The organism is Vibrio sp. Y176, from assembly GCF_033438945.1.
In genome coordinates this window covers 1-841 of record NZ_JAWOQS010000280.1, presented here as the reverse complement: position 1 = coordinate 841, position 841 = coordinate 1, and the positions used below count along the sequence as shown (strand labels likewise).

The window sequence follows — 841 nt, the reverse complement described above, 5'->3', positions numbered from 1 at the left end:
AAAGCGCAACTCGCCTCTATTCAAGAGCGAACTCAGCAATTGATTCGCGAAATCTCTTTTAGTAAGCAACAAGACTTACTTGCAGCGAAAGCTCAAGAAGACATGTTGCGCGAAGAACTGGACAGAAAAAAATCAGATTTCCAATCATTGGGTTCGCAAAAGGCGCGCTATGAGCAATTGAAACGAGAAGTAGAGTCAAACAAAGATCTTTACGAAGCTTTCTTAAATCGCGAAAAAGAAACCAGCGCTACTAGCGATTACAAAAATGTGACCGCTCGCTTTACTGATAAAGCGATCATTCCCCTGTTTCCTGTCGCGCCACAACGAATGAAACTGGTGCTTATCGCCACATTCTTCGGTTTTGCTATCGCTTGTGCATTGGTGATCATTTTAGAAACGTTGCGAGAAGTCATCCGCACTTCAAACGATGTTCAAGATAAGCTAGGCGTGACATGCTTGGGGGTTATCCCAATGGTGAAAAAACGTACCCTGCGAAAAAATGGGGTAAGTTATACCGCCTACTTAGATAAAGATGAAAAACTCTTTAGCGAAGCTTGTCGCTCTGTTCGAACGTCGTTGCTATTAAGGCTGACCAACACTAAGCAAAAGATCTTACCTTTTACTTCAGCGATTCCAGAGGAAGGCAAAACCTCCACCAGCATCAATATGGCGGTGTCCTTCTCGACTATGGAGAAAGTGTTGATTATCGACTGCGACTTGCGTCGTCCATCTTTAGCCAAACGATTCAATATTCCTGAGTCCCAGCCAGGTTTAACCAACATATTGACGATGGATACCGCAATAAAAGATTGTATCGTTCGCATCGATGACGCCAATTTAG

General features: G+C 43.5%; 1 protein-coding gene. It reads left to right on the top strand.

Going from position 1 to position 841, the window contains the following annotated elements; all coding sequences use genetic code 11:
* Positions 1-841 (top strand): GumC family protein (locus R7O13_RS25565; RefSeq protein WP_318305036.1); only part of this gene is annotated, 841 nt, incomplete at both ends.